The following is a 22,362-nucleotide window of genomic DNA, read 5'->3' as shown; positions in this document are numbered from 1 at the left end:
ACCCTCATATAGAGAAAATAGCGCGACTCTTTTTTCATCGCGCTATTTCCGAAAGATTAATAGGCTTCAGACGTTGTTTTCGCCTGCATATGAAGAATCAGATAGTCAGGTCCCCCGGCTTTTGAATCCGTTCCTGACATATTGAAGCCGCCGAACGGCTGGTATCCGACAATCGCTCCGGTACAGCCGCGGTTGAAGTATAGATTTCCGACGTGAAAATCTTCACGGGCGCGTTCAATGTGCGCGCGGGTTTTCGATAACAGTGCACCTGTCAGTCCGTAATCCGTATTATTGGCGATCTCAAGCATATGGTCGAAATCCCGGGCTTTTGAGATCGCGACGACCGGCCCGAAAATTTCCTCCTGCATCAGGCGGGCGTTTTCATCAACATCCGCAAAAATGGTCGGCTGAATAAAATATCCTTTCGAATCATCACCTTCGCCTCCCGTCAGAAGCTTTCCTTCTGTTTTGCCGATTTCGATATACTTCATGACTTTATTATAAGACGCTTCATGGATGACAGGCCCCATGTATGTATCAAAATCTTCCGGACTTCCGACAGTGAGTGACTTCGTTAAAGCGACGGCTTTTTCGACAACTTCATCATAGACGTCCTGATGAATCACCGCACGGGAACCGGCTGAACATTTTTGGCCTGAAAATCCGAAGGCGGAATACACAATTGAGGAAGCGGCAAGATCAAGATCAGCATCTCTGTCTACAAGCACCGTATCTTTTCCGCCCATTTCGGCGATGACCCGTTTCAGCCATTTTTGGCCCGGCTGCACTTTTGCGGCTCGTTCATAAATGCGGCATCCGACCGCGCGGGAGCCTGTAAACGACACAAATCTCGTTTTCGGATGCTCAACCAGGTAGTCGCCGATTTCTCCTCCGTCGCCCGGTATGAATTGGAGCACGCCGTCCGGCAGGCCCGCTTCCTTCATCACTTCAACGAATTTCGCCGCCACGACAGGCGCCGCATCCGCCGGTTTCAGCAGTATCGTATTGCCTGTTACGATGGCTGCTGCCGCCGTTCCGGCCATGATCGCAAGCGGGAAGTTGAATGGAGAAATGACGATCCCCACCCCAAGCGGCTCATAATGATACTGATTATATTCTCCGTCACGGCTCTTTACAGGGGAACCGTCTTTCAGCTTCAGCATCTGACGGGCATAATACTCTAAAAAGTCGATCGCTTCCGCCGTATCCGCATCCGCTTCCTTCCACGGTTTTCCGGCTTCTTTCACTAGATACGCGGAGAATTCATGCTTTCTTCTGCGGATGATCGCCGCCGCTTTAAACAGCACATTCGCACGGTGTTCCGGCCGTACTTTTTTCCATGTTTGAAATGTCTGCAGCGCAGCCTGCATGGCCTTTTCCGCATGTTCTTTTCCGGCCGCCGATACAGAGCCGATTATTTCTTTTTTATCTGCCGGATTGACGGAAATGATCTTTTTATCCGTCTCAATCACTTCACCGTTGATGATAAGCGGATAATGCTTGCCGAGCTGTGAATTCACATAAGCAAGCGCTTTTTGAAACGATTGTTTATTTGTCTCTTCCTGAAAATTTGTAAATGGTTCGTGTGCGTATGAAACTGTCATTAGAATTCCTCCCTGTATTTTGTAATGTGTGCTCACGCTTTATGAAGATGCAAGAAGCATACCAGCATAACAATTAGCCGAAAGCAGACGAAGCTTGTCTGAATCTGTCGGCTGCATTCAGTAATGCAAAGAAATTTTGCGATCTCCTATATAAAAGACGTAAAATATTTTTGCAGATCACCCTTATACCCAGCCGCGGAATCGGGCCGCTTCAGCCGACTTTCTGATGCCCGTCATATAGGCGGCCAAGCGCATATCGACTTTGTGGGTATGCGCTGTCTGATAAATGGATTCAAACGAATTCACCATGACGCTGCGCAGTTTTCCGGCGACTTCCTCCTCAGACCAGTAAAAGCCTTGATTATTTTGCACCCATTCAAAATAAGATACCGTCACGCCGCCGGCGCTTGCCAAAATATCCGGCACGAGAAGCACGCCTCTTTCATTCAGAATTTTCGTGGCGTCTATCGTTGTCGGCCCGTTCGCCGCTTCCACAATGATTGAGGCTTTAATGTGATGGGCGTTTTCAGCTGTAATCTGATTGGAGATTGCGGCAGGCACGAGAATATCACAGTCTTTCTCCAGCAGCTCCCGGTTCGTTATGATATCTGAGAAGAGATTCGTCACCGTGCCGAAGCTGTCCCGCTTATCCAACAAGTAATTAACGTCAAGGCCGTCAGGATCATACAAAGCGCCATGAGCGTCTGAGATGCCGATCACCTTGGCGCCGGCGTCATGCATAAATTTAGCGAGAAAGCTCCCCGCATTTCCGAACCCCTGAATGATGATGCGCGCATTTTCCAATGGAATCCCTTTTTTCTTAACGGCTTCCTCAATACAAATCGTGACGCCTTGCGCGGTCGCTGTTTCCCGCCCTTGTGAACCGCCGAGAACGATCGGTTTGCCCGTAATGAATCCCGGTGAATCAAATTCTCTCAGGCGGCTGTATTCGTCCATCATCCAAGCCATAATCTGCGAGTTGGTATATACGTCGGGAGCCGGAATATCCTTTGTCGGACCGACAATCTGGCTGATCGCCCGCACATATCCGCGGCTCAGCCGTTCCAGTTCACCGAAAGACATTGTCCGCGGATCACAGATGATGCCGCCTTTTCCGCCCCCGTAAGGAAGGTTTGTGATGCCGCATTTTAAGGTCATCCAGATGGAAAGCGCCTTGACCTCTTCCTCACTGACTTCCGGGTGAAACCGCACGCCCCCTTTTGTCGGGCCGACAGCGTCATTGTGCTGCGAGCGGTAGCCCGTGAAAACCTGTACTGATCCATTGTCCATTTTGACCGGAATGCGGACGGTCAAAAGCCGCATCGGCTCTTTCATCAGGTCATACATATTGTCAGGATAGCCCAGTTTGCGCAGGGCCTCTTTTATGATCGATTGTGTTGACAGGAACAAATCAAGAACTTCTTTTTCTTCGTCTTTCTGATTGCTTTTAGAAAGCGGGTTGGCTGACATGTTTTATCACCTCATCGTATTTTACGTGTAAGCTTCAATTACCGGCAGAACAAATTGTAAGCGTTTTTACACCAAGACCCATCAGTTCCTTTCACATAGTCGTTACGTCCCTTTTTATATGCAAGATTCATGCCAGCCTTTTGTGCATAAAAAAAGAGACTGTTGTCAGCCTCTCAGATTAAAGAGAAAGGAAGATTTGAAGACGTATACAGAAGAAACATTATTGCTTTTATTAAAATCTAATACGTCTTAAACGTACAGAAAACGTTGTTTCTTTGAAGGGAACACTATTTAGAGATATACTTCCTTCCATTTGCTCTACTAATCTCTTAGTAATTGTCAGCCCCAATCCGCTTCCCTGATAATTGGTGTTTCTCGAGTCCTCTAATGTGTACATTCGTTCAAAGACACGGTCTTTATGCATTTCATTTATCCCTTTTCCTTTATCTGATATTTCTACAAAAACATCATGATCAGTTATTCTGATCTTTAAACCCACCATCTTACCATCAGAACCATATTGAATTGCATTCGTAATTAAATTATTTAGAACCCTCTCAATTGCATCTTCATCTCCGCTAACAAATACAGGATCATCGGGTATATCAATCACTACTTCAAATTCTTTGCTTATTAAAATTTCGTAGTAATCCAAAATTATTTTTCGGCTGACTTCACATATGTCAATTCGTGAAGAGTTTAATTTTTTATCTCCTGACTCTAATTTTACAAGTTCAAAAAAACGGTTTATTAGCGCTAATACCTCGACCGTTTTTAAATTAACTGTTTTTAGTAAACTCATAATCTTTTCCGAAGTCAGACTTTTATCGTTATTTATAATTTCAATATAACCTAGTATAACTGTTAAAGGCGTCTTTAAATCGTGTGAAATATTTGATAACATTTTTCGCATGGACAGTTCAATACTATTGTAGTTCCCTTTGATCTTTTGATTATGGTCTAAAAGACGGTTTATTTGAATTAACAAGGATTTTATATATTTATCATCCGTGTTAAGCAATAATCTTTCGCCTGTCTCTTCATTAACAACTTTTCGAAGTTTATTTCTAATATATTTAATCTCAGTCCTTAGATGTAATCGGCTTCGGAAAAGAAATATATTTACTGCTGCAGAGGATATGAATAAAATAACCAACATATAAAACAATTTAAAAATCTCCCAACTTATAACCGATTCCCCACAAAGTTTTTATGTACATTGGATGAGATGGATCGTCCTCAATTTTCTCTCTAAGCCGTCTAATATGAACATTAATTACATTCTCATCTCCATGATACTCATCTTCCCATACGGATTTATAAAGTTGAGCCTTAGTATATACTTGTGAAGGATTAGAAATAAAGAGTTTTAAAATATTAAATTCTTTTGCCGTGAGATTAATCTTTTCATTGAATTTTTTAACAGAAAAGCCATGCAGGTCAACACTCAAATCACCTATTTTAATGATTTTTTCTTCCTTTGGAGACAGGGAGCTCTTATAGTGTCTTTCTCTTCTAATGGTTGCTTTAATTCTAGCTAATACTTCCAGCATAGAAAAAGGTTTAGAAATATAATCATCAGCTCCAAGGCCGAGACCAAGTGCCTTATCTACATCTTCATCTTTTGCAGACATGATAAGAACTGGAATCATGCTTTTAGAACGAATCATTCTTAAACATTCCATACCATCTATCTTCGGAAGCATTAAATCCAATAATATAACCTCAAACTTTTGTGTGTTCAATATGTCTAAAGCTTCTTCACCCTCAAAAGCTGCTGTTACTTCAAACCCTTCTTTTGTTAAGCTTTCGCTTACCATATGGCTTATGAATTGGTCGTCTTCTACAATTAATATTTTGTAACCCAAGCTTTCCGCTCCTTAAATATAAAACTGATATTCTTATTTCACTGTTTATTTCAATCAATATACAGATAATTAATCTCATTATAATTCTTTTTTATCCAAAAGGAGATAAATACTCCAAAACATTTTAAATACAAACAAATAAGACAACCATTCTTCAATAGCGGGAATTGTTGTCTTGTGTTTTTCTCTTTTTATCTAACCTTTATCTAACCATCTTCACTAAATAGACTTACTTTATTACTTCCCGCGCCAATTTCACCTTTTTTCAGTTTTACGCCATCATCTAGATCAAGCGTTACATCAGAATTACTCTGAGCAAAAACAGCAAGTGAAGTTGGCGCTTTTTTATAAGATACACCTATATCTCCTGATTTCGTATTTACTGATAAAGATTTTCCTTTTGTTATGTCCTTGATTGAAACCGTCCCATCTATAGAAGAAACCTTTACATTAGAACTACTGGGTTATTTCAATATTGTTCATACCTGAATCGGGAACATTAATATAGATTGTGCCGCCCTGTTTTCCAAAAGTAAATCCTTGACATCGCCATAATTTTCTTCAATATGTAATTTCTCCTCACTTATATTAAATCTTTTTGTTCTATTTTACGGTAAGAAAGATAACCCACTGAAAGACCAAATAAACAAAGTATAATTGGAATGATAATAAATTGACTTAAACTGACTGTTTCTCCTCCGTCGGAAACTGTTGCATTAATAAAGAACCCGATTATGACAGCCCAAGTGATTGTAGCAGCAGTTGATTTTTTTCTCATGCCGAAAAATAAAGGAATCAGACTCACTCCTCCCATCATAAAAGCGGTGAGAAGAGTCGATGGCATAGCGGAAATAACTTCACTCATTTCAACAGGCTTCTCGAATAAATATAAGTGCGGACTCACGAAGAGAATTAACAAGTTAATAACAAAAGTAGCAATAACAATACTTACAAAGCAGAATAGGAAGACAATAGATAGTTTAGCTTGCATTAATTTTTTTCTTTGTAAAGGATAAGTAAACAGCAATTGTATTGTTTTATTTTTATATTCATCAATAACTAAACGGGATAAAATCACAGCAGAAAAACTAATAAATACAATTCTAATAAGAATATTAGTTAGAGATATAAAATCTGCATAATCACGAAACATAAGTTCATTTTCATTTTTAGATTCCCATCCCATAAGAGCCGCTAAGGCAAAGATGATGAATATCCAAAGTGCCACCCATTTAAAATACTGTGATAAGTGATGTTTTTTGTACTCTAATTTCATAAGTTTTAACATGCTAATAGCCTCCAGCAGAAGAATTTAAGACAATGCAAATAAAGTGCATAACACAGACGGGCATTCTATCTAGTGTGTATTCCCTCTCCATTCATAGAATTTAAGAAGTATTCTTCTAAAGAACTGTGTTTTTTATTTATACTTTCTATACCAATGTCATTCAGAATAAGTGCTTTAGAGATTTCTTGTTGTGTAACTGCTGTTTCATAGATCCGAATTAATTGTTGATCAATCATTTTAAAATTTCTTATCCCCAGATTTTGCTCTAAAATATATAACGCTTTTTTTATATTTTGGACTTTTACCTCTATATACTCTGTTTGTTTTCCGTTTATACTCTTCATAGAAACTTCTTTTATTAACTTGCCATTCTGTATGATACCAATAGTATCTGACATTTGTTCCATTTCGGCTAAAATGTGACTGGAGACTAATAATGTAATTCCATATTCTCTGCAAAGTAACTTAAAGAGATCCCTCAACTCTTTTATACCTATTGGATCCAGGCCATTAATTGGCTCGTCTAAAATGAGAAGTTCTGGTCTTGTAGAAATAGCTCTGGCTATTCCTAACCTTTGTTTCATTCCTAAAGAAAACTCTTTCACTTTTTTATTATCAATATTATGTAACTTTACAAGCTCGATAGCGTGGTCGATGGATTTTTTATCGTAATAGCCCATATATTCACAATGGAAATCTAAATTTTCTTTAGCAGTGAGGTTGTCATAGAAAATGGGATATTCAATAATGGTGCCCATTCTTTTTAAAACTTCAAATGATGTATCTGTTAATTTCTCACCGAAAATTTCGATTTCACCACTTGTAGGCTTGATTAAATTTGTAATCATTTTCATAATGGTTGTTTTACCTGCACCATTCGGCCCCAAAAATCCATAAATTTCTCCTTTTTTTACGTGCATATTAACTCCGGAAACAACTTCTTTTCCTTTAAATGATTTTGTAAGCTGACTCGTTTTTAAGATGTATGTCATTCGCTTTCCCCTTTCCCTATATACTCCTACTATATAAAGGAAAGTTCTCTTTTCTCTTAAGCAAATATTACTTTTTTCTTAAGATTTTTCTAATTAAATCTTATCCCCATTCTGTAAATCATTTTTTGTTTTTTAGGATGCATGATGTCCATAGGAGAAGAAAGGGAGGATCTCTTAAATTTCAGGTCCCTAACTGTCCGCCATCTTCCAAGACATTTTTGATGAAATTGTTCTTCAGGCCAGCAATCATGATATAGCGGGCGGTCGTATCTTATTCACCGGCAAACACAAAAACGAAGACATCCGCTGTCTTCGTCTTGTACGCTACCGATGGGCCGTCTGCCAATCAAATCCGATGGTTTCGTCGTTCCATGGGATTCTTTTTTCATCCGGCTGATCCGGATTGTAGGACATTGTCGTGAAATAAATAATGGTCAGCGGCGTTTCTCCCAGCACTCTGTACCCGTGCGCGACACCTTTGGGAATGAGAAGGAGCATCGGATTGTCTTCTCCCATGTAGTAGACATCCGTTTCTCCCTTGGTTGCTGACTCTTCGCGAAGGTCATGCAGCACGACCTGGGCGTGGCCCGTCGGGAAAAACCACAGGTCATCCTGTTTCTCGTGATAGTGAAATGCTTTAATGACGCCGGGATAGCTTTTGGACCAGGAAGCCTGCCCGAATCGCTCCAAGAGATGTTCATCGTCGCGGACGAGTTCTGAAAAGAAACCCCGGTCGTCACTGTGTTTGGTCAGCTTTTTGATTTTTACGCCTTCGATCACTTGCATTGCCCCTCCCTTTGTAAATAATCACGCAGCGCATCCCGCCAGTGCCTCATGCCGAGCCCCTGCCGTTCGATCGACTCAAGGCTTAACACCGAGTAAGCGGGACGCGGCGTCTCATTTCCGTATTCCTCCGTCGTCACGGGCAGCACGGCGGCGTTCCTGCCGCTTTCTTCAAAAATGGCCTTGGCGAATTCATACCAGCTGCACACTCCGCTGTTTGCGGCGTGGTACGTGCCCGGCGGCCTGTCAAACAGACCGATCACCGTTTCGGCTAAATCCTTTGTATACGTCGGCGAGCCGACTTGGTCATTGACGACACGCACTTGTTTATGTGTATCCGCAAGCTTCAGCATTGTATTGACAAAGTTATGCCCGCCGCTGCCGTACACCCACGATGTTCTGATAATGGTATGATTTTTTCCCGTTAACCGGATCAGTTCTTCACCGAGTTTTTTGCTTTTTCCGTAAATCGTGCCGGGGTCTGCGGGATCATCCGTCCGATAAGGCCGTGTTCCTTTGCCGCTGAAAACGTAATCGGTACTGATGTGAATGAATCTCGCTCCGGTGTTTTCAGCCTCAAGCGCGGCATAATAAGCGCCGATTCCGTTTATTAAATACGCTTTGTCGAGCTCCGTTTCACATTTGTCAACGGAGGTGTATGCCGCCGTATTGACGACGATATCCGGCTTGTAATGGCTGAATGAGTGCCGCACCGAACGCTGGTCGGATATATTCATCATCGCTTTTGTCAGGGCGATCACCTCATACCCTTCCCGCTTCAGCAGGCGGCATAATTCCCGCCCCAGCTGGCCGGCAGCTCCGGTTACTAATACCTTCGTCAATCGGATCCCCTTCTTTCCGATCAGTCTTGGCTGTCTGTATACCAGCGAATGGTTCTTCTCATTCCTTCTTCAAATGTGACCTGCTGCCGCCAGCCCAGCTCATTTTTCAGCTTTGAGGCATTGATGGCGTAACGGCGGTCATGCCCTTTTCTATCTTCGACATGAACAAACCGCTCCTCCACTCCGAGCTCCTTCATGATAAATGCAGCCAGATCTTTATTCGTCCGTTCATTTCCGCCGCCGATATTATAAATGTCACCGAGCGTTCCGTTTTCCAGCACGAGCTTAATGGCGCGGCAATGATCCTCGGCAAACAGCCAGTCTCTGATCTGCATCCCGTCGCCGTACAGCGGAACCGGCGTACCGTTTACGGCGTGCCTGATAATGGTCGGAATCATTTTCTCGTGATGCTGGTAAGGCCCGTAATTGTTGCTGCATCTCGTGATGATCGCAGGGAGCTTATGGGTTTTCACATAAGACATGACGAGCAGGTCTGAGCCCGCCTTGCTTGCGGAATACGGATTGTTTGGAGAAAGCGGCGTCGTCTCTGTGAAAGCGGGATCATCCGGCCCCAAATCTCCGTACACCTCGTCTGTGGAAATGTGAATCAGCCTGCCGGCCTTGCCCTGTAACACCGCGTCCGCCAGTCTGTATGTGCCCATCACATTTGTTGTGATAAACGGCTCTGCCTGATTAATGCTTCTGTCTACATGGGATTCAGCCGCAAAATGAATGACAGCGTCATACATTTGGGAAAAGGCTTTATCAATGTCTTCTTTTTTGGAGATGTCACCTTTGATAAAACGGAAACGGCCGTGCTTTTTTAAGGCTTCTATTTCAAGCGGCCTGCTTGCATACGTGAGATTATCCAGGACGGTAATCTGCGCGTCCGTTTCTTTCAGCATCATGTTTGTAAAGGTAAGGCCGATAAATCCTGCGCCGCCTGTAATTAAATATGATTTTGGCATGATTAATGTTCCTGTCCTTTCTGTATTGCCTGCTGCGCCAGGCTTCCGGCGAGATAGAGCGATTCATGCGTGCCTGCATCCACCCACCAGCCCGTTAACACATCATACGTCAGCTCGCTGTGTTCAATGTATAAATTATTGACATCGGTAATTTCCAGTTCGCCGCGTTTTGATGGAGAAATTTGTTCAATATAAGAAAACACTTCTGCGTCGTACATGTAAATCCCTGTGACACATAAGCTGGTCGGCGGATGCTCCGGCTTTTCAATGATCGACTTGATCCGTTTGTTTTCTTCATCAATTTCGGCGATGCCGAAGCGCTCCGGATCGTCAACTTCTTTCAGCAGCACTTTTGCCCCTTTTCCCTGCTGTGCGAAACGTTCCGTATAAGGTTTTAATGAATCTTCGAAAATATTATCTCCTAACAGCAGGACGAAGGGGTCGCGTCCGGTGAACCGCTTTGCGTACGATAAACCGTCCGAAATCCCTGATGCGGCGGGCTGAACCTGGTATGTGATCGACACGCCGAGCTCTTCTCCGGTTTCAAGAAGCTTATGAAATTGCGGAATATACTCTTTTTGCGTAATCAGCAATATATCCGTAATTCCCGCTTCTTCCAGCTTCATGATCGACCAGTAAATCATCGGGTACGGACCGACAGGGAGTAAATGCTTATTAACCGCTTTCGTCAGCGGCATAAGGCGCGAGCCAGTACCTCCGGCTAAGATAACACCTTTCACATGAACACTTCCTTACGTGTGGTTTTATCACAAATCATAAAGAATCGCCGCCGCCCGTTTGATGCCTCTCCCGTCAACCAGCGGCGTTCCGTTCTGATGAAGCCCGAGCCGTCTCGGATAATCAGCAGCCAGCTCAGACATATGCCGAGCGAGCACGTCCGCCGGGGTGTGTTCTCCCAGGCCGAGATGAACGGCGCCGCCGCGTGCGGCGAATTTTTCAGCCGTCACGGTTTGATGCGCCACTTGAGAAAGAACGATGCAGGGCACACCCGTACAAATGGTTTCATATAAAGTGATGCCGCCGGACACGACGGCCATATCAGCCCTCGTAAGAAGTGCGGCCATGTCATTTGTCTGCCTTACCATCTCGGCATAAGGCATTTGCGCGATAAGCGTGCGCACGTCATCAGCGTGAGCCGCAGCTCCGCCCATGACAATAATCACTTGTTTTCGATGAATATCCGGAATCCGGCGGCATGCTTCTATCACTTTAAAGACAAGCTTCTTCGGATCGCTTCCTCCTAAAGAAATCAAAATGGTCCGGCATTCTTTTCTCAGCTGATAGAGCTGTTTGGCTTTTTCAAATTCCGGATGAAGAATGATATATTCCGGGCCTTCATATATAACGGCTCTGCCCATTTTCATTGTCCGGCTTTTCAGCCCGCCATATATGCCGTTTATGACGGCATCACATAAATGAATGACATGCTCCCGCTTTTCTTCAAATAAGACGATGCGTGCCGATGAATGCCGTCTGATTTCTTCAAGCCAGTCAGAAGGCATATCAAGCACGTCGAATATGAGCATGTCAGGAGCCTGCCTGTTTATTTCCCGGACAATAAATTCCTTCTGTCCCGTGTCAGGCTTGATGATCACTTCCCATTGATCAGCAGACAGGTATGAAGAAGCCTCTTTATTGGTGTAAAACGTGATTGAGCATTTATTCAAAATGGCGCCGGCAAGCAGCTTCATCCTGACGGCGTGCCCCATACCGATTTCACGGCCCCCATCTGCGAATATCAAAACCCGCATCCTAATCAGCCTCTTTTTGCCGGATCATTTGATTAATGGCCCTGAGTTCAGGATCGCTATTCAGCAGATGAATCAATTCTTTTGCCGGAATATCAGGGTGCGAGCCTGCTTTTTCGTATAGCTCGCGGGCCAGCCTGTAGTCCTCTTCGGTATCGACGGTCAGCCGCAAATGAGGAGCCCGGAGTTCCTGCGGGGGTTCGGGAAAAAGCAGCCGGTACCTCTCAGGAGATTCTCTAATTAAAAGCGTGACATGCTCCTGATATTTGTCTGCCAGCGTTTTGTCGGCATTGATCTCCGTTAGGAGGCGCGCGTTAACCGCCTCGCCGCCGATGCCGAGCGCCGTACCGCTGATATACGTGTAGTCTGCATGCTGGTCTGAATGCGATTGAATCAGAACATCAAGCAGCGAAGGGTCGACAAACGGGTTATCCCCAGTCAGTCTGACTGCGATGGCCGGTTTTACTTGTTCAATGACTTGCGCAAACCGATCAAGCACGCGCTGTTCGCTGCCCCGGTGCACCCGGTAGTGCTTACTGAGGCAGTGCGCGTACAGAATGTCGTCGGTCTTGCTGTCGGACGTGGCCACAATCAAATTATCCCGCGCTTGATCATAATACGCGCTTTGCCGAACCCTTTTGACAATCATATCGAGGATGGTATACCCGCCGATCGGTTTCAGCACTTTGCCGGGAAGACGCCCGCTCCCCATCCGCGCCTGAATGATGAACAAAATGTCAGTCATCATAAGAGCTGCCTTTCGTCAAAAGGTCATCCCAAGTGATACCCGTGTCGGCAGGGATATCCCTGACCGCACGCGCCCCGTCAATTAAAAGCTCAAAATACCTCGGGTGAAGCCCCTGCGGTTTTTGGCCGGGACGAAGGACGGCAAGATTATCCGCCGTAAAACATTCGCCTTTTTGAATCGGCGCTGTTGAAAAAATGCCTCTGTAAGCGAATTTTCTGATATCCCCTTCAATCGGTGTCGTGGTCTTATGGGAGCTTCCCGACAGCATTTCCGGCACCGGAGCGTGATGCCCCTGCCGCAGCTCTTGTTCAACTGACCGGATCGCCGCAACCATTTCTTTTAATTCATCCGGGTTGAGGGCGAAGGAGTGATCAGCGCCGGGCAGATTTTTGTCGATCGTAAAATGCTTTTCAATCAGTTTCGCTCCGAGCCTGACAGCCGCGCACGGCACATCATACGGATGCGCGCTGTGGTCAGAAAAACCGATCACAGCATCAGGGAAAGCGGCGGCAAGCATGGGAATGACGCTCAGATTGCTGTGTTCAGGCGGAGCGGGATATTTCGCCACACAGTGCATGATTGCAATTTCTTTGTTCCCCTCGCCGGTAATGGTTTGATAAGCCTCCTGAATATCTGAAATATCAGCACCCGCGGTTGAAAAGATAATCGGGGTCTTCAGCCCCGCCACATATTTCAATAACGGCAGATGATTCAGCTCGTAGGAGGCGATTTTAAAGGCGGGCGGGGAAGTCGCATAGAGTAAGTCGGCAGAGCCTTCGTCACATACCGTGCTTAAAAACAGCACGCCTTTTTTCTTACAATATTCAAGCAGCGGTTCGATCCATTCAGCGGGCATTTCCATTGATTGCACGAGTGAAAAAATAGAGACGTCTTTTCCCGCAGCGGTTTTGTATAGACCGGGGTCTTTCTGATACATTTTGTCAGCCTGAAACATTTGGAACTTGACCGCATCCGCGCCGGCCTCACTGGCCGCATCTATCAATTCAAACGCCTGGTTCAGTTTTCCGTCATGATTAATCCCGGCTTCGGCGATAATGAAAACGGGCGAATCTCCGCCGATTGACTTCGATCCGATTTTGCATGATGCCATCAGTCCGCCCCCTTCCCGGGCCACACATGATAGTAATAATAAGATGCATCCGCTTTAAAGCCCATTCGTTCATACAAACGGATGGCTCTTACATTGTGGAGCTGCGTGCCCGCTGATACAGTCTTATGCTGAAAGCGCAGTGATTGTTCAATAATGCGCGCCGCTAAATGGTATCCCGCTCCTTTTCCTTCAAATCCCGGCTTTACCGCCATCAGATCAAGGACGAATTCATCGCCTTTAGAAAGCCCCTGCACAAAGCCCACGGTCTCTCCCTTATATTTGGCGGCGAATTGTAACGAAGCCCTGCCTTCCGCGTTATTCCGCGCCCACTCTTCAAACAGGCGGTTTGCACTTTCATAGCTGAGATGGGGGTCCTGATAATACCTGCTTTTTGTAAAGGCATCTCGGGCCAGCCGGCTGATCGCTTCCGCGTCGCCGGGACCGGCTTCTGCAATCTCAAATGGCGGCGTGCTGTTAAATACACGCACCGGGCTGACGAGTTTGAACAGACTCCCGACAAAACAAGCATTTGGAAGCTGCTGCACGACCTGCATCGCGCCGACATCCTCAGCCGGTATTTTAATAAATATAAAATCAGTGCCGTCCGCCCGCCTTGACGCGTAAAATTCCTGAAACAGCCTTTTGAGCTGACCGGTGCTGTTTGCGGCTGCAAGCTTCACATTGATGATTTTTTTTTGGAACAATTGACTTTCCCACGAAGAGCTCTCATATAAAATCACGCCTTGAAGGCTGTTTTCTTCCAATAAACAGAGTGACGACTCATAGGCCTCCGGCTGAATGCCCTTCTGTTGCAGAAAAGCTTGAATCACATCCTGTGCAAGATTTCTCTTCAGTCTGTACACCTAATCAGCCCCTTTGATGATATCCGTAACGGCCGCAATGACGTATTCAACATCGTCATCTGTCATTGACGGATAAAGAGGGAGTGATACGGTGCGGTGATAATACGCGGCCGCGGCCGGAAAATCAGTTTCCTTATATCCGTACGTTTTTTGATAATACGGATGAAACGGAACCGGAATAAAATGAACGCTTGTGCCGATGTTATATTGATCTTTTAAAGCGGAAATCAGATCGTTCCGGCTGATCCCGGTTTCCTGCTCCTCTATTTGAAGAACATACAAATGCCATGCATGCCGCCCGTCATCACTGACATATGGGACGGTCAGCCCTTTCATGTCTCTGAAAGCGTCCTGGTAGCGGCTTGCAATTTCAGCCCTTCTTTGCTGCATGCTGTCAATCCGTTTCAGCTGGTGAAGCCCAAGCGCTGCCTGAAGGTCAAACATATTCATTTTATAGCCGGGCGCTTCGACCTCGTAATACCAGCTTCCGTTTGAAGAATAGCGGTTCCACGCGCCTTTGCTCATCCCGTGAAGGCTGAGCACCCTGATCTGATCGGCAAGCCCGTCATCATCGGTCGTCAGCATGCCGCCTTCACCGGTTGCCAGGTTCTTTGTCGCGTAGAAACTGAATGCCGTCGCGTCCCCGATTGATCCGACCATTTTCTGTTTATACGTGGTGTACACGGCATGTGCGGCATCCTCTAAGACAAACAGCTGATGCTTTTTAGCGATGGCCAGAATCCGATCCATATCACACGACTGGCCGGCGAAATGAACGGGCACAATCGCCTTTGTCCGCGGAGTGACGGCCGCCTCAATGTTCTCAGGGTCCGCATTCAGCGTAAGCGGGTCAATATCAACAAACACCGGAACGGCGCCTGTATGCACGATGGTATTGGCTGTTGAACTGAACGTCACGGCAGACGTGATGACCTCGTCGCCGGGACCGATTCCTTTCGCTTTCAAGGCCAAAAACAAAGCGGCGGTACATGAGTTCAGCGCGATCGCGTGCTTTGCTCCCGTCCAGGCGGCAAAAGCTTTTTCAAACGCCTCCACTTTCGGTCCCTTTGAAAGCCAGCCCGTTTCTAGCGTATCAATAACCTCCTGAATTTCGTCCTTCCCGATCATGGGCAATGAATAGGGAAGAAAAGCTGATCTTTTTTGCACCATTTTCTTTGCGCTCCTATCGTTTTTATGACGAGTCAGCCTTTTTGAAGCCAACTCCGGTTTTTTCCTGAAGCACCTGACATAAAGCCGCAAGCGAATCCTGAACCGGGTAGTTCGCCGCGATAAAAGCCCGGCGCGCCTGTTCCGCCTTTTGATATGCTGCGGGGCTTTCGCATACCCGGATTAATTCCTGAGCCAGTGCCTGCGGGTCCTCAAAGGCAAATTCCCCGAGTGAATGATAATAAGGGTATTGGCGGGTTCCCGCTGATTTTCCGATCAGCACGGGTTTTTGAAACAGCATTGCTTCAAGACCGACCGTTGATGTCTGTGTCACCGCGGCGTCAACATACGGGAGAATATCGTAAAGCCCCATTTCTTTCTTGATGATTTTGCCGGCTTTGTATTTCCGCAGCACCTGATTGTAAGCATCCAGCTTGTTTTTGCCGATTTCCCACGGATGCGGTTTAATAATGAGCTGCATGTTCTTATGCTTGACAAGTTCATCAAGCACCCTCGTGTAAAAGTCATCAGAGAACGGCTGCGTGGCGATCAGCACCGTCCGCTGCGACGGGAGAAAGGAAAGCTTGCGGTAAAACGTGTCTTTATCTATCGGTTCTCTTGAGAAGATCTCATCGAAGCGGGGATGCCCCGTGATGATGATTTGTTCATCCCTGCAGCCCTTCGCTTTATACCACTCCGCTTCATAAGCCCCGAATACAGCCTGATAGTCCGTAAACACGGGCAGAAACGCTTCATCTCCCATGAGCGCTCCGTGCTGAAGACAGATGCTGACGGCGTTTTTTTTCGCACACATCAGCGCCAGCACACGGCTGTAAATATCCTCTGTTGTGCCGACCACAACGGCGGAAATGGGCTCAGCCGTAAACAAAATATCAAGCGCATCAATCGCTTCAATAAATAAAGGAATATCTTTATATAATCGCTCCTGAAATTCTCTGTTTCCGAAAGCGGGATGGCTGTGCAGCTCTTTCAGAATGGCATGGGCTTTTTCAATATAGGGGACGGGGTTCCCTTTTTGGCCCATTCCTGCCAATTCCAATTTGCAGATAACGGGAAGCCCGTGATGGTCAGGCAGACTCCATCTGGCCAGTACCGCTGTTTTTGCCGGATCAAACTGCCGGTAATTTTCCTCGGTGAACCGAAGATGGTCGAAATGCAGAATGAGTTTTCCATTTACCGGTTTCTCACCTGTTTTCTTAATGGATTGCTTCTTTTGATCAAAATAAGACTGAATATCGGCTTCAGGAATATGCCGGTCGGCGGAACCGAAAAGCTCTGGGTTCTGTTCCATGCTCTCACGAAGCGCCGGGCTGATATATTGATAAAAATTACTGATCAACGCGAGCGGAATGTCTTTGTAGCGAAGTGACTGAAAAAGGTCAATATACTGCCGGTACAGCACCCAATAGTTCGCTAAGTATGCCGACAAGCCCTCACCCCTTTCCAAGCTTTTTTAATGATTCCCTCAGCTCCCGGCACGTGGCCTGCTGCGGAAGGCTGCTCACAAACTCATTTTTTTCCGCCGCGAAAAGCTGATAATGAATGGATTGATCGGTAATATAATTGATATCAAGCTCCTCAGAAATCGGGTGAAACGGATAAAAATGATTCACCCTCCAGAAGAAACGGGCATCACCGATGCGGTAAAACGCGGGGCTTTCATCCCAATAGGAACCGAATGCCGATTTGACCTGTTCCAACACGGAAAACCGATGCATGACTGAGCAATGGTCAATGGCACACGGCGCATTCCATACGATCCGGTCGGCGGGCCTGGCCGTTTCCTTCACCGTCTCCTTCTGCTGATTCAGATGATAGGTTTTGGAACTTGAATACACAACGGCTTTTTCCGGATCGGCATCAAGCTCTTTCACCATTTTCTCAAGCCGGTCCGGCACATATGTGTTGTCGTCGGTCGCATACGTCACATACTCGCCCTCCGCCATTTCTATTGCCTGATTAATCAAGGCGGCGTAGCGTGTTTTTTCCGTCCTTTCTTTGACGCCCGATACATCGCTTTGATAAAACCGGACGCGGGGATCGGTGAGAAAAGGGCGTATTTCCGCCAATGTCGCTTCATTTGAGTTGTCATCCATAATAAAAAGCTCAAAGTCTGTAAACGTCTGGGACAGAATACTTTTAATAGAGCGGGCCACATAGTCACTTTTGTTATAGCTCGTCATGATCACTGACACTTTAGGCAACTCGTCACCCCCTTTACGTACCTGAAACTACCGCTATCATATGTTTCTTATGTCAAAGATGCGCTAGGATTACAGACTATTGTGTGAAAAGTCAGCTTTTCTTCACACAAAAAAGCCGGCTTTGATGGCCGGACTAAAGGAAGCGTGTTTCTTTTTTTGCATAAATCTTTCTATGGGCTCATATGGTGGAATAGATAAAAACGGCAGCCGATTTAAGGCTGTCTGATACTTGTCAGGAGGTTCCAGCACCAAGAGGTTTTCATCAAAGGAGGAACAATATGAAACCGAAAAAGAATCAATATCAGCAAATGCAGGGGATGGGGATGGGAATGGATATGCAGGGATACCAGCCGCAGCTCGGGCCTAATCCTTATCCGCAGCCTCAGGGCCAAGGATCACAGATGATGCCGATGCAGCAGCAAATGCCAATGCCAATGCCGATGCAGCAAAGCCAGCAGGGCTTCGGCGGAGGGTTCTCCGGCCAGCCGCAGCAGCAGGGCGGCGGGTTTCAGATCCCGTCGGGTCCATCATCATCACAAAGCGTTCCCGGCATGCTGCCGATTGAAGAATCATACATTGAAAATATTCTGCGGTTGAACCGGGGCAAAACAGCGACGATTTATATGACATTTGAAAACAGCAAAGAATGGAATTCAAAGATTTTCCGCGGTGTGATTGAGGCGGCGGGGCGTGACCATATCATTATCAGCGACCCGAAAACGGGCACCCGCTATCTGCTTTTGACCATTTACCTTGATTACATCACGTTTGATGAAGAAATTGCCTATACTTACCCGTTCTCCATGTCTTCCTATTCTCCGAGATAAAGCAAAAAGCCAATCGCTCACTTGGCAGAGGATTGGCTTTTTTTCTTTATAAATATTTGACGGCTGCGACGATAATCATGATCCATGAAATAATAAACGCCACGCCGCCGAGCGGTGTAATCGCTCCGAGAATGGAAATCTGAGTCACGCTCAATACGTACAGGCTTCCTGAAAACAGAACGATGCCCGCAAACATCAGCCAGCCTGCAACCGAAACGCTGCCTGCGCCGGAGAGCTTCTCGGCCAAAAAGGCGACAGCCAGAAGGCCGAGCGCGTGATACATATGATATTGCACGCCTGTGTGCCATACCTGCAGATATTTATCGGGGATTTTCCCTTCAAGCCCGTGTGCGCCGAAAGCGCCCAGCGCCACTGCCAATAAGGCGTTAATCGCGCCCAGAATAATAAACACTTTCATCTATTTTCTCCCGCCTTTTCGTTAAAGTTTCCATTTCAATCATAACCCAACATCGGCAAAATTCAACGTCCGTCCTCCGATGACACGAGATTGTCGGATTTTTTCTTTTTGATAAGCTGGGTTCGGTCAATCGCGATCGCCAGCAGCGTCCCCAGCACAAGGCCGTTGCTTAAGAGCGAAATCAGGATCGGGTGCATCCCTGATAATGCGCTCTCCGGCACAAACATCACCCCGACTCCCGTCAGAAGTGCCAGACCGATAATGGAACGAATTCGTTTTTGCTCCGCTTTCTCATAAGAATCAAACTCTGTAAAGGCAAGACCCGCCATTGTTGAGAAAACGACGAAGTTTACCGCAAAGCCGACCGGTGAGGGCAGACTCGCAAACGCATTCATAAATAATGGGATCATACTGATGATGATGACAAATACACTGCCCAAAAGAAACGGCTTTTTCGAAGGAAGCTTCGTCGTCTCAATAAAACCGGCCGCCCCTGAGATCGGCACAGGCGCAATGCCTCCCGAAAGTCCGCTTAAAAGGTGGCTGATCGAGGCCGCAAACCCGGCCGGACGCTCACGCCGCTTCCCCACGGTGCCGCCGAATTTTTTCACAGCCGCTTCAACAACTCTGATGCTCGCGAGCATATTGACAATCAAAAGCACTGTAATGAAGAGTGACGTAATGATCAGCCCGCTGTCGAACGCAGGTTTTCCAAACGGAAAGAGAGTCGGAAGCTGAATCATGCGGTCCGGTATTTGAATCGGTCTGGCAGCGCCGAAGACGGCAAACAAGAGCCAGCCGCCGGCAAGCGAAAGAAGAATCGCATACTGCCTTAAAAAAGTAACATTTGATCGGGACATGATGAACATCGCAGCCGTCACAACCATGGCGAGCCCGAAGACAAGACCGTCGACGCTGTTTTTTAAATAGCCGATGCCCAAAAGGCCTTTCACAATCGGCTGACTCAGCTGCATGACCAAAAGCAGCAGATACACGCCCGTCACTACCGGTGTAAACAATACGGCCAGCCGTTCAATCACTTTAAAAAGGCTGAACAAAAAGAAAAAGACAGCGCTTAATAACAGCGCCCCCTGCAGCGCTCGCAGCGTCTCGCCGAATGTCGCAAACACCGTGCCCGTCAATCCGCCGTAAATCGTGTATACGCCCCACCATAAGCCTGCCGGACTTTCATTAATCGGCAGACGATGGCCCTGAAGACATTGGATAACCGCAGCGACGCCAAGCACAAAAAATGTGCTCTGAATCAATACGGCAGAATCAGCATGGTTCAAGTGAAATGATTGTGCGATGGCGACAGGAACCACAATTGCAGCCGCAATCATGAATGCCGTCCATTGCAACCCCCCGAGTATCAGTTTCAAATCAATCAACCTCTCCTGTTAAAAATCGAAAATGGAATCCCCGTTTCCGTCTTCCTCACGTTCGTCTTTCGCTTTTTTCTGATATTGGCTCAGCCCGGCGCTGCCCATCATTTTTTCAAGCAGAAGCGGGTCTGTCGAAGGTGACGCGGAAGGCTTCGGCACCGCTTTCGGAATCGGATTCTGCACAGGCGCCTGAGCGGTATCCGTCTGGGTGCCGAGCACGACGTCACACAAAGAGCGGATGGCGGCCGCGTGCATTTTGACATCCTCGGCGCGGGATGCCGTTTTCGCCTGCCTCAGTTCTTCTTCCATCTTCTGAATCAAAGCAGAGATATGTATGTTCATGAGTAAATCCTCCAACAGTAATTTGTCTTCTTCCTGCATTTTATCAAATTTCTGAACCAATCGCAGAATTGAGTTTGTTATTTTTTCTGACAACATACCGCCCGGAACGTCAAAAAAGACGCTTCCGCCGGGCGGAAGCGCCTCAAAACACCATTTATTGCGGCAAGTCGGGAATGCACCAGTCGATCGGCTGTTCCCCCATTTTTTCAAGGGCGGCGTTTGTCCGGGAAAACGGTCTGCTCCCGAAAAAACCGTTCCTTGCCGAAAACGGGCTCGGATGAGTCGATTCGATAATAATGTGTTTCGATGTGTCAATACGCTCTTTTTTCATCTGTGCGTGACGTCCCCACAAGATAAAGACGATCGGCTTTTCTCTTTCATTCACCACATCAATGATGCGGTCAGTGAGCCGCTCCCACCCCTTGCCTTTGTGGGAATTGGCCTGACCGCGGCGAACCGTAAGCACTGTGTTTAACAAAAGCACTCCCTGCTCCGCCCAGCTGACAAGTGATCCGTGATTCGGTACGGGGCAGCCGATATCATCCTGAAGCTCTATGAAAATATTTTTCAAAGACGGCGGCTGTCTGACGCCGGGCTGAACGGAAAAACTAAGCCCGTGCGCCTGTCCGGGCCCGTGATACGGATCCTGCCCGAGAATGACCGCTTTTACATCCTCATAGGACGTATAATGCAAGGCATTAAAAATATCATGGCTGTCAGGATACACCGTTTGGCTGCGGTATTCTTGTTTCAGCATCTCTCTCAGCTCTTGATAATACGGTTTGTCGAATTCATCTTTCAGCTGATTCCACCAGCTGTCCTTTAAAAGCTGTTTCAAACTGTCCGTCCCCCCTTATGAAGTGTGCAGTCTTGAATAGACGGGCTTTCCGTCCCACACAATGTCCGTCGGGGCCTCCCGCCTCTTCATGTCCGGCTCTTCAAGAAGAACCGCGAAATTTTTCGTCGGGAGCTCCCCAAGCCCATGCTTTTCGCTTAGCCGGTCTAAGTACTGCTTCCGTTTTGCGCCGAGGTCCGCAGACTGATTGCCGCCTCCCTCAAAAAACGCATATATGACGCTCGCGCAAGGAACACGCTTCACACGGTGCTGTTTCGCAGCGCGTAAATAAAAATCCCAGTCCCAGTAATTATGGACATCCGGATCAAAATATCCTAACGTGTCATGCAGAGAACGCTTGTACATGCTGCCTGACGGGACATACGTGGAAAACACCCGCATATCCTCATAATCGGCCGTATAGGCGAATGGCTTTCGTGAAACCGGAAATCTCGTGTTGTCCCGTTCTTCAAATGACACAATTTCCGCATCAGAATGAACCAAGTCAGCATCAGCGAGCTCAGCCGCCATTCTTTCCAAATGGCACGGCGTAATGAAATCATCATCATCGCACAGCATGATACAATCACCTGACGCTTTTTTCACACCGGCGTTCCGCGCTTCCACATGTCCGGCATTCTGTTCTAAATCAATAATCTGAATCGGCAGATCGCTGTACAGCTTCTTCGCCTCCTCGACTGATTCCCCGGCATCATTTACGATGATTACTTCATAAGGCTTTACGGTCTGATTGGAAATCGACTCCAGCAGCTCACATAAAGCCGGAATCCGATTATACGTGACTATGACAATTGATATATTCATGATCCGCTCCTTCTGCTTTTTCTCATGTTCTA

General features: G+C 46.6%; 24 protein-coding genes. 1 reads left to right on the top strand and 23 read right to left on the bottom strand.

Annotated elements, in window-relative coordinates:
* Positions 1–56: 56 nt before the first annotated feature.
* The 18 genes from pruA to Y79_RS0109990 all read right to left on the bottom strand — a co-directional run bounded on the left by pruA (position 57) and on the right by Y79_RS0109990 (position 17,698).
* Positions 57–1,604, bottom strand: a complete 1,548-nt coding sequence (gene pruA, locus Y79_RS0110070) for an L-glutamate gamma-semialdehyde dehydrogenase (RefSeq protein ID WP_016937559.1) — start codon at positions 1,602–1,604, stop codon at positions 57–59.
* Positions 1,605–1,787: 183 nt separating this feature from the next.
* Positions 1,788–3,074: a Glu/Leu/Phe/Val family dehydrogenase gene (locus tag Y79_RS0110065; RefSeq protein ID WP_016937558.1), complete on the bottom strand. Its 1,287-nt coding sequence runs from the start codon at positions 3,072–3,074 to the stop codon at positions 1,788–1,790.
* A 232-nt stretch (positions 3,075–3,306) separates the two neighbouring features.
* Positions 3,307–4,242, bottom strand: coding sequence for a sensor histidine kinase (locus Y79_RS0110060; RefSeq protein ID WP_016937557.1), 936 nt, complete (start codon positions 4,240–4,242; stop codon positions 3,307–3,309).
* Position 4,243: 1 nt separating this feature from the next.
* A complete protein-coding gene (locus Y79_RS0110055; RefSeq protein WP_016937556.1) occupies positions 4,244–4,942 on the bottom strand; it encodes a response regulator transcription factor in 699 nt (232 codons plus the stop codon).
* Between the two features lie 206 nt (positions 4,943–5,148).
* Positions 5,149–5,349 carry a DUF4097 family beta strand repeat-containing protein gene (locus tag Y79_RS1000000121725; RefSeq protein WP_235714291.1) on the bottom strand — a complete coding sequence of 67 codons (201 nt, stop codon included), beginning with the start codon at positions 5,347–5,349 and terminating at the stop codon, positions 5,149–5,151.
* 176 nt (positions 5,350–5,525) lie between these two features.
* The gene (locus Y79_RS0110050) at positions 5,526–6,230 is read right to left on the bottom strand and encodes an ABC transporter permease (protein WP_016937555.1); all 705 of its coding nucleotides are present in this window, start codon (positions 6,228–6,230) and stop codon (positions 5,526–5,528) included.
* Between the two features lie 65 nt (positions 6,231–6,295).
* Positions 6,296–7,222, bottom strand: a complete 927-nt coding sequence (locus Y79_RS0110045; protein WP_016937554.1) for an ABC transporter ATP-binding protein — start codon at positions 7,220–7,222, stop codon at positions 6,296–6,298.
* Between the two features lie 324 nt (positions 7,223–7,546).
* On the bottom strand, positions 7,547–8,002 hold the full coding sequence (locus Y79_RS0110040) for a dTDP-4-dehydrorhamnose 3,5-epimerase family protein (protein ID WP_029575291.1): 456 nt from the start codon (positions 8,000–8,002) through the stop codon (positions 7,547–7,549).
* Positions 7,999–8,847, bottom strand: a complete 849-nt coding sequence (rfbD, locus tag Y79_RS0110035; RefSeq protein ID WP_016937552.1) for a dTDP-4-dehydrorhamnose reductase — start codon at positions 8,845–8,847, stop codon at positions 7,999–8,001. The genes Y79_RS0110040 and rfbD overlap by 4 nt, the downstream gene beginning before the upstream one ends.
* Positions 8,848–8,867: 20 nt before the next feature.
* Positions 8,868–9,815 (bottom strand): dTDP-glucose 4,6-dehydratase, encoded by a 948-nt coding sequence (gene rfbB / locus Y79_RS0110030; RefSeq protein WP_016937551.1) that lies wholly within the window; start codon positions 9,813–9,815, stop codon positions 8,868–8,870.
* Between the two features lie 2 nt (positions 9,816–9,817).
* Positions 9,818–10,555, bottom strand: a complete 738-nt coding sequence (locus Y79_RS0110025) for a sugar phosphate nucleotidyltransferase (protein WP_016937550.1) — start codon at positions 10,553–10,555, stop codon at positions 9,818–9,820.
* A 27-nt stretch (positions 10,556–10,582) separates the two neighbouring features.
* A complete protein-coding gene (locus Y79_RS0110020; protein WP_016937549.1) occupies positions 10,583–11,587 on the bottom strand; it encodes a PseG/SpsG family protein in 1,005 nt (334 codons plus the stop codon).
* A gap of 1 nt (position 11,588) precedes the next feature.
* A complete protein-coding gene (locus Y79_RS0110015) occupies positions 11,589–12,329 on the bottom strand; it encodes a cytidylyltransferase domain-containing protein (protein WP_016937548.1) in 741 nt (246 codons plus the stop codon).
* On the bottom strand, positions 12,322–13,443 hold the full coding sequence (locus Y79_RS0110010) for an N-acetylneuraminate synthase family protein (RefSeq protein WP_016937547.1): 1,122 nt from the start codon (positions 13,441–13,443) through the stop codon (positions 12,322–12,324). The genes Y79_RS0110015 and Y79_RS0110010 overlap by 8 nt, the downstream gene beginning before the upstream one ends.
* Entirely contained in the window at positions 13,443–14,306 is an 864-nt protein-coding gene (locus tag Y79_RS0110005) for a GNAT family N-acetyltransferase (protein ID WP_016937546.1), read from the bottom strand. Before Y79_RS0110005 ends, Y79_RS0110010 begins: the two co-directional genes overlap by 1 nt.
* The gene (locus tag Y79_RS0110000; protein WP_016937545.1) at positions 14,307–15,476 is read right to left on the bottom strand and encodes a DegT/DnrJ/EryC1/StrS family aminotransferase; all 1,170 of its coding nucleotides are present in this window, start codon (positions 15,474–15,476) and stop codon (positions 14,307–14,309) included.
* Between the two features lie 22 nt (positions 15,477–15,498).
* Entirely contained in the window at positions 15,499–16,923 is a 1,425-nt protein-coding gene (locus Y79_RS0109995) for a capsular polysaccharide export protein, LipB/KpsS family (RefSeq protein ID WP_016937544.1), read from the bottom strand.
* Between the two features lie 4 nt (positions 16,924–16,927).
* Entirely contained in the window at positions 16,928–17,698 is a 771-nt protein-coding gene (locus Y79_RS0109990; protein WP_016937543.1) for a glycosyltransferase family 2 protein, read from the bottom strand.
* A gap of 278 nt (positions 17,699–17,976) precedes the next feature.
* On the opposite strand from Y79_RS0109990, the gene gerQ reads away from it, so the two are divergent.
* Entirely contained in the window at positions 17,977–18,525 is a 549-nt protein-coding gene (gene gerQ, locus Y79_RS0109985; protein ID WP_016937542.1) for a spore coat protein GerQ, read from the top strand.
* A 46-nt stretch (positions 18,526–18,571) separates the two neighbouring features.
* Here gerQ and Y79_RS0109980 read toward each other — a convergent pair whose 3' ends face one another.
* From Y79_RS0109980 to Y79_RS0109960, 5 genes are all read right to left on the bottom strand, one after another.
* Positions 18,572–18,943: a DUF423 domain-containing protein gene (locus Y79_RS0109980; RefSeq protein WP_003150969.1), complete on the bottom strand. Its 372-nt coding sequence runs from the start codon at positions 18,941–18,943 to the stop codon at positions 18,572–18,574.
* Between the two features lie 62 nt (positions 18,944–19,005).
* Positions 19,006–20,325 carry a purine/pyrimidine permease gene (locus Y79_RS0109975; protein WP_016937541.1) on the bottom strand — a complete coding sequence of 440 codons (1,320 nt, stop codon included), beginning with the start codon at positions 20,323–20,325 and terminating at the stop codon, positions 19,006–19,008.
* An 18-nt stretch (positions 20,326–20,343) separates the two neighbouring features.
* A complete protein-coding gene (locus Y79_RS0109970) occupies positions 20,344–20,766 on the bottom strand; it encodes a YwdI family protein (RefSeq protein WP_029575290.1) in 423 nt (140 codons plus the stop codon).
* A gap of 58 nt (positions 20,767–20,824) precedes the next feature.
* Positions 20,825–21,508, bottom strand: coding sequence for a uracil-DNA glycosylase (locus Y79_RS0109965; RefSeq protein ID WP_016937539.1), 684 nt, complete (start codon positions 21,506–21,508; stop codon positions 20,825–20,827).
* A 15-nt stretch (positions 21,509–21,523) separates the two neighbouring features.
* On the bottom strand, positions 21,524–22,330 hold the full coding sequence (locus Y79_RS0109960) for a glycosyltransferase family 2 protein (protein WP_016937538.1): 807 nt from the start codon (positions 22,328–22,330) through the stop codon (positions 21,524–21,526).
* Positions 22,331–22,362: the final 32 nt, after the last annotated feature.

The organism is Bacillus siamensis KCTC 13613 (assembly GCF_000262045.1).
Lineage (GTDB): Bacteria > Bacillota > Bacilli > Bacillales > Bacillaceae > Bacillus > Bacillus siamensis.
The sequence above is the reverse complement of the archived record's forward strand: the minus strand, read 5'-3'. Positions and strand labels throughout refer to the sequence as shown.

Excerpts from the sequence above, each read along its gene's own strand:
- pruA (WP_016937559.1), bottom strand. The coding sequence starts at position 1,604 with ATGACAGTTTCATACGCACACGAACCATTTACAAATTTTCAGGAAGAG.
- Y79_RS0110065 (WP_016937558.1), bottom strand. The coding sequence starts at position 3,074 with ATGTCAGCCAACCCGCTTTCTAAAAGCAATCAGAAAGACGAAGAAAAA.
- Y79_RS0110050 (WP_016937555.1), bottom strand. The coding sequence starts at position 6,230 with ATGTTAAAACTTATGAAATTAGAGTACAAAAAACATCACTTATCACAG.
- Y79_RS0110045 (WP_016937554.1), bottom strand. The coding sequence starts at position 7,222 with ATGACATACATCTTAAAAACGAGTCAGCTTACAAAATCATTTAAAGGA.
- rfbB (WP_016937551.1), bottom strand. The coding sequence starts at position 9,815 with ATGCCAAAATCATATTTAATTACAGGCGGCGCAGGATTTATCGGCCTT.
- Y79_RS0110020 (WP_016937549.1), bottom strand. The coding sequence starts at position 11,587 with ATGCGGGTTTTGATATTCGCAGATGGGGGCCGTGAAATCGGTATGGGG.
- Y79_RS0110015 (WP_016937548.1), bottom strand. The coding sequence starts at position 12,329 with ATGACTGACATTTTGTTCATCATTCAGGCGCGGATGGGGAGCGGGCGT.
- Y79_RS0110010 (WP_016937547.1), bottom strand. The coding sequence starts at position 13,443 with ATGGCATCATGCAAAATCGGATCGAAGTCAATCGGCGGAGATTCGCCC.
- Y79_RS0110000 (WP_016937545.1), bottom strand. The coding sequence starts at position 15,476 with ATGGTGCAAAAAAGATCAGCTTTTCTTCCCTATTCATTGCCCATGATC.
- gerQ (WP_016937542.1), top strand. The coding sequence starts at position 17,977 with ATGAAACCGAAAAAGAATCAATATCAGCAAATGCAGGGGATGGGGATG.
- Y79_RS0109980 (WP_003150969.1), bottom strand. The coding sequence starts at position 18,943 with ATGAAAGTGTTTATTATTCTGGGCGCGATTAACGCCTTATTGGCAGTG.
- Y79_RS0109970 (WP_029575290.1), bottom strand. The coding sequence starts at position 20,766 with ATGTTGTCAGAAAAAATAACAAACTCAATTCTGCGATTGGTTCAGAAA.
- Y79_RS0109960 (WP_016937538.1), bottom strand. The coding sequence starts at position 22,330 with ATGAATATATCAATTGTCATAGTCACGTATAATCGGATTCCGGCTTTA.